Origin of the sequence: Ramlibacter sp. (assembly GCF_035706265.1) — a bacterium.
GTDB lineage: Bacteria > Pseudomonadota > Gammaproteobacteria > Burkholderiales > Burkholderiaceae_C > Ramlibacter.
This window is the reverse complement of record NZ_DASSVG010000397.1, coordinates 1-6126: the sequence shown is the minus strand read 5'-3', so window position 1 is coordinate 6126 and position 6126 is coordinate 1. Positions and strand designations below refer to the sequence as shown.

The following is a 6126-nucleotide window of genomic DNA, read 5'->3' as shown; positions in this document are numbered from 1 at the left end:
GAGCTGATGCGCGGGACGGAGCGCACGCGCACCATCCCCATCGTGTTCGTCAGCGCCGCCGGGCGCGAGCTGAACTACGCGTTCCGGGGCTACGAGTCCGGCGCCGTCGACTTCCTCTACAAGCCGCTCGATCCGCACGCGGTGCGCAGCAAGGTCAACGTCTTCGTGGAACTCGCGCGCCAGCGGCAGGAGCTGCAGGAGGCCAAGGCGCAGCTGCAGCGGGCCGTGCAGATGCGCGACGACTTCATGTCCATGATCGCCCACGAGCTGCGCAATCCGCTCAACTCGGTGTACCTGCAGGCGCAGCTGCGCCGCAAGATGGTGGCCGGGCCGAAGCAGCCGGACGCGCAGTCCATGCTGCGGATGGTGGAGCGCGACGAGCGCCAGATCCGCAGCATGGTGCGCCTGCTCGACGACATGCTGGACGTCTCCCGCGCCCGCACCGGCCGGCTGGCGATGGTGCCGGCCCCCTTCGACCTGGCGCAGTCGGCGCGCGAGGTGGTGGAGGCCATCCGGGAGCAGGCCACGAGCAGCGGCATCGCCATCACCTTGGCCGCCCCCGAGTCGCTGCCGCTGGTGGGCGACGAGTTCCGCGTCGAGCAGGTGATCACCAACCTGCTGACCAACGCGCTGCGCTATGGCGGCGGCAAGCCGGTGGCCGTGACGGTGGGCGTGCGCGACGAGGTCCACGAGGCCTTCGTGTCGGTGCGCGACCAGGGCATGGGCATCGCGCCGGCGGACCAGGAGCGCATCTTCGAGCAGTTCGAGCGCGCCGAAGGCGACAACCAGGTGCCCGGCCTCGGCCTGGGCCTCTACATCGCCCGCCAGATCGCCCAGGCCCACCAGGGCCGGCTGGAGGTGCGCAGCACGCCCGGCGAGGGCGCCGAGTTCATCCTGTCCCTGCCGCTGCCGCCGCCGCAGCCCGCATGAGAAAATCGCTGGTTTCATCGCCGATCCCCAGCGATTGCAAGGAATTTCACAATGGACGCAGAACACATCAACCTCATCGGCACCACCCTGCAGGACCTGCAGGCCCGCACCGGCGACCTCCGGAGGTATCTTTGACTTCGATGCCAAGTCGGAGCGCCTGAGGACCGTCAACGCCGCGCTGGAAGACCCCGCGGTCTGGAACGATCCCAAGAAGGCCCAGGAACTGGGCAAGGAAAAGAAGCAGCTCGATGGCGTGGTCCTGGTGATCCAGGACCTCGAGCGCGAGCTCGCCGACAACCTCGAGCTCTACGAGATGAGCAAGGAGGAAGGCGACGGGTCGGGCCTGGCCGCGATCGAGAACGAGGCGAAGAAGCTCGAGGAGATCGTCAAGGACCTCGAGTTCCGCCGCATGTTCAACCAGCCGGCCGACCCGAGCAACTGCTTCCTCGACCTGCAGGCCGGCGCCGGCGGCACCGAAGCGTGCGACTGGGCCTCGATGCTGATGCGGCAGTACATCAAGTACGCCGAGCGCAAGGGCTTCAAGTACACGATCGAGGACGAGACGCCCGGCGACGTGGCCGGCATCAAGAGCGCCACGCTGAAGATCGAGGGCGACTACGCCTTCGGGCTGCTGCGCACCGAGACCGGCGTGCACCGCCTGGTGCGCAAGTCGCCGTTCGACTCCTCGGGCGGGCGCCACACCAGCTTCGCCAGCGTTTTCGTCTATCCCGAGATCGACGACTCGATCGAGATCGACATCAACCCGGCGGACGTGCGGGTGGACACCTTCCGCGCCTCCGGCGCCGGCGGCCAGCACATCAACAAGACCGATTCGGCGGTGCGCCTGACGCACATGCCGACGGGCATCGTGGTGCAGTGCCAGGACAGCCGCTCGCAGCACAGCAACCGCGACGTCGCCTGGCGGCGGCTGCGCTCGCGCCTGTACGACTTCGAGATGCGCAAGCGCATGGAGGCGCAGCAGAAGCTGGAGGACTCCAAGACGGACGTCGGCTGGGGCCACCAGATCCGCAGCTACGTCCTGGACAACAGCCGCATCAAGGACTTGCGCACCGGCGTCGAGATCTCCGCCACGCAGAAGGTGCTGGACGGCGACCTCGATGCCTTCATCGAGGCCTCCCTGAAGCAGGGCGTTTGATGCCCGTGCGTGCCCTCGTCTTCGGCCTGGCCGGCACCCCGGTCGATTCCATGCCGGCCTCTGCGCGGCCTCGAACAATCCATGAACAAGAAACTTCCGGAGAGCCTCCATGCGTGAAGGAACTTCCAAGGTGATCCACCGCGCGGACTACCAGCCGCCGGCCTTCTGGATCGACTCGGTCGAACTGTGCTTCGACCTCGACCCGGCCAAGACCCGCGTGCTCAATCGCATGCGCGTGCGCCGCAACCCCGAGGTCATGCCGCAGCCCCTGCGCCTGGACGGCGAGGAACTGAACCTGGCCCGCGTGCTGGTGGGCGGCCAAGGCACCTCGTTCAAGCTGGAGGACGGCCAGCTGGTGCTGGAACACCTGCCGGACGGCAACGAGCCCTTCGAGCTGGAGATCTTCACCACCTGCGCGCCGGCGAAGAACACCAAGCTGATGGGCCTGTACGTCAGCAACGATTCCTTCTTCACCCAGTGCGAGGCCGAGGGCTTCCGCCGGATCACGTATTTCCTCGACCGGCCCGACGTGATGGCCAGCTACACCGTCACGCTGCGCGCCGACAAGCAGCGCTACCCGGTGCTGCTGTCCAACGGCAACCTGGTGGAACAGGGCGAGCTGGACGACGGCCGCCACTTCGCCAGGTGGGTCGATCCCTTCCGCAAGCCCTGCTACCTGTTCGCCCTGGTCGCGGGCCAGCTGGTGTGCCGCGAGCAGCGCATCGCCTCGCGCTCGGGCAAGGACCACCTGCTGCAGGTCTACGTGCGCCCCGGCGACCTGGACAAGACCGAGCACGCGATGAACTCGCTGATGGCCTCGGTGGCCTGGGACGAGGCGCGCTTCGGCCTGCCGCTCGATCTCGAACGCTTCATGATCGTCGCCACCAGCGACTTCAACATGGGCGCGATGGAGAACAAGGGCCTGAACATCTTCAACACGAAGTACGTTCTGGCCAACCAGGCCACCGCCACCGACACCGACTACGCCAACATCGAATCGGTGGTGGGCCACGAGTACTTCCACAACTGGACGGGTAACCGCGTCACCTGCCGCGACTGGTTCCAGCTGTCGCTGAAGGAAGGCCTCACCGTCTTCCGCGACCAGGAGTTCAGCCAGGATCTCTCCGGCGGTGCGTCGGCCCGCGCCGTCAAGCGCATCGAGGACGTGCGGGTGCTGCGCACCGCGCAGTTCCCCGAGGACGCCGGCCCCATGGCCCACCCGGTGCGGCCCGACCAGTACCTGGAGATCAACAACTTCTACACCGTCACGGTCTACGAGAAGGGCGCCGAGGTCGTGCGCATGATGCAGACCCTGGTGGGCCGCGAAGGCTTCGCCCGCGGCCTCACGCTCTACTTCCAGCGCCATGACGGCCAGGCGGTCACCTGCGACGACTTCGCCCAGGCCATCGCCGACGCCAACCCGGAGTCGCAGCTCGCCCAGCGGCTGGACCAGTTCAAGCGCTGGTACAGCCAGGCCGGCACGCCGCGGGTGCAGGTGCAGACGAATTTCGATCCGGCCACGGGCGTCTACTCGCTCACGCTCTCCCAGTCCTGCCCACCGACGCCGGGGCAGGCCGAGAAGCTGCCCTTCGTGATCCCGATCGCGCTGGGCCTGCTCGATGGCAGCGGCCGCGAGCTCACCGCCGGCCTGCACGTGCTGACGCAGGAGAGCGAGACCCTCACCTTCACCGGCCTGGCCGAGGAGCCGGTGCCTTCGCTGCTGCGCGGCTTCAGCGCGCCGGTGATCCTGGAGTGCGAGTTCAGCGACCGGCAGCTGCTCACGCTGCTGGCCAACGACAGCGATCCCTTCAACCGCTGGGAGGCGGGGCAGCGCCTGGCCACCGGCCGCGCGCTGGCCTTCGTGCGCGGCACGGGCCCGGTGCAGCTCGACGACGCCTACATCGAGGCGATGCGCAGCGTGCTGCGCCATCCGCAGCTCGATGCGGCCTTCAAGGAGCTGGTGCTGACGCTGCCCGCCGAGACCTACCTGGCGGAGCAGCTCGATACGGTCGATCCGCAGCGCGTGCACGCCGTGCGCGAGGCGATGCGCGAGCAGCTCGCCACGGCGCTGTTCGAGGACTGGGAGTGGGCCTACGAGGCGCACAAGGACAGCGGCGCCTACCGGCCCGACGCCGTCTCCAGCGGCCGGCGGGCGCTGGCCGGCCTGGCGCTCACGCACCTGTGCCTGGCCGCGCGCGCCAGCCGCGACGCGGTGTGGCCCGGCAAGGCCTACCAGCGCTTCAAGGACGCCTCCAACATGCCGGACCGCTTCAACGCGCTGGCCGCGCTGGTCACCAGCGGCCACGAGCTGGCGGCCCCCGCGCTGCAGCGCTTCCACGCCATCTTCAGGGACGAAGCCCTGGTCCTGGACAAGTGGTTCGCCCTGCAGGCCGGCGCGCCGGACCGCGGCGGCAACATCCTGCCGGTGGTCAAGCAGCTGATGCAGCATCCGGACTTCAACATCCGCAACCCGAACCGCGCGCGCAGCGTGATCTTCAGCTACTGCAGCGCCAACCCGGGGGGCTTCCACCGCGGCGACGCGGCCGGCTACGTGTTCTGGAGCGAGCGCGTGATGGAGCTCGATGCCATCAACCCGCAGGTGGCGGCGCGCCTGGCGCGCGCCCTGGACCGCTGGAAGAAGCTGGCCGAGCCCCTGCGCAGCGCCGCCCGCGAGGCCATCGCCCGCGTGGCCGCCAAGCCGGACCTGAGCAACGACGTGCGCGAAGTCGTCAGCCGGGCGTTGGCCGAATGACTTGAAATACGGATTCCGAGGAGGAGAACGAATGACGCAACAAAGCATTTCCCTCACCCGCTACCTGGTGGAGCAGCAGCGGGTGCACGGCCACATCCCGTCCGAGCTGCGGCTGCTGATCGAGGTGGTGGCGCGCGCCTGCAAGCGCATCAGCATCTCCGTCAACCAGGGCGCGCTCGGCGACGTGCTGGGCGCGGCCGGCACCGACAACGTGCAGGGCGAGGCGCAGAAGAAGCTGGACGTGATCGCCAACGAGGTGCTGATCGAGGCCAACGAGTGGGGTGGCCACCTGGCGGCCATGGCCTCGGAGGAAATGGAAGGCATCTACGCGGTGCCGAACCGCTACCCGCAGGGCGAATACCTGCTGCTGTTCGACCCGCTCGACGGCTCGTCCAACATCGAGGTCAACGTCAGCATCGGCACCATCTTCAGCGTGCTGAAGAAGCCCGAGAACGGCGGCCCGGAGAGCGTCGTGAGCGAGCAGGACTTCCTGCAGTCCGGCGCGAAGCAGGTGGCCGCGGGATACTGCATCTACGGCCCGCAGACCACCCTGGTGCTGACGGTGGGCGACGGCGTGGCGATGTTCACGCTGGACCGCGAGCAGGGTTCCTTCGTGCTGACGCAGGAGAACATCCGCATCCCGGCCGACACCAAGGAGTTCGCGATCAACATGTCGAACATGCGGCACTGGGACGCCCCGGTGCGCCGCTACATCGACGAGTGCCTGGCCGGCAAGGAAGGCCCGCGCGGCAAGGATTTCAACATGCGCTGGGTCGCCTCGATGGTGGCCGACGTGCACCGCATCCTGATGCGCGGCGGCATCTTCATGTACCCCTGGGACAAGCGTGAGCCGGGCAAGCCCGGCAAGCTGCGCCTGATGTACGAGGCCAACCCCATGGGCTGGATCGTCGAACAGGCCGGCGGCGCCGCCACCAACGGCCACCAGCGCATCCTCGACATCCAGCCCACCAAGCTGCACGAGCGCGTGTCGGTGATCCTGGGGTCGAAGAACGAAGTGGAGCGGGTGACGGCGTACCACGCGAAGTAACCGTCGTCCCGGCGCAGCCGGGGACCCAGGAACGCGCGCAGCGCGCACTGGATTCCCGCCTGCGCGGGAACGACAGGAAAAAAGCGGGCGCGAGCCCGCTTTTTTCCTTCCTACTTCCCGAACACCATGAACAGCGCGTCATCCGGCGTCGCATGCCGGACCGACGCGTTGTCGAACACCGCCCACCCGAACGCATAGCGCTTCGCCGGATCGAACTGCACGTCGTACCTGCTGCCGGTG

Annotated in this window: 4 protein-coding genes; all 4 read left to right on the top strand. The window is 68.1% G+C overall.

The window, feature by feature from the left end; translation table 11 throughout:
* The coding region (locus tag VFM98_RS14330; protein ID WP_325110590.1) for a hybrid sensor histidine kinase/response regulator at positions 1 to 930 on the top strand (930 nt) is incomplete at its 5' end.
* 51 nt (positions 931 to 981) lie between these two features.
* Positions 982 to 2086 (top strand): peptide chain release factor 2 gene (gene prfB / locus VFM98_RS14325; RefSeq protein WP_325110589.1). Its coding sequence is split into 2 segments (ribosomal slippage): positions 982 to 1062 and positions 1064 to 2086, totalling 1104 coding nucleotides; the frame shifts between segments, so codons are not numbered across the junction.
* A 109-nt stretch (positions 2087 to 2195) separates the two neighbouring features.
* Positions 2196 to 4838 (top strand): aminopeptidase N, encoded by a 2643-nt coding sequence (gene pepN, locus VFM98_RS14320; protein WP_325110588.1) that lies wholly within the window; start codon positions 2196 to 2198, stop codon positions 4836 to 4838.
* Between the two features lie 31 nt (positions 4839 to 4869).
* Positions 4870 to 5886: a class 1 fructose-bisphosphatase gene (locus VFM98_RS14315; RefSeq protein ID WP_325110587.1), complete on the top strand. Its 1017-nt coding sequence runs from the start codon at positions 4870 to 4872 to the stop codon at positions 5884 to 5886.
* Positions 5887 to 6126 lie beyond the last annotated feature (240 nt).

Excerpts from the sequence above, each read along its gene's own strand:
- pepN (WP_325110588.1), top strand. The coding sequence starts at position 2,196 with ATGCGTGAAGGAACTTCCAAGGTGATCCACCGCGCGGACTACCAGCCG.
- VFM98_RS14315 (WP_325110587.1), top strand. The coding sequence starts at position 4,870 with ATGACGCAACAAAGCATTTCCCTCACCCGCTACCTGGTGGAGCAGCAG.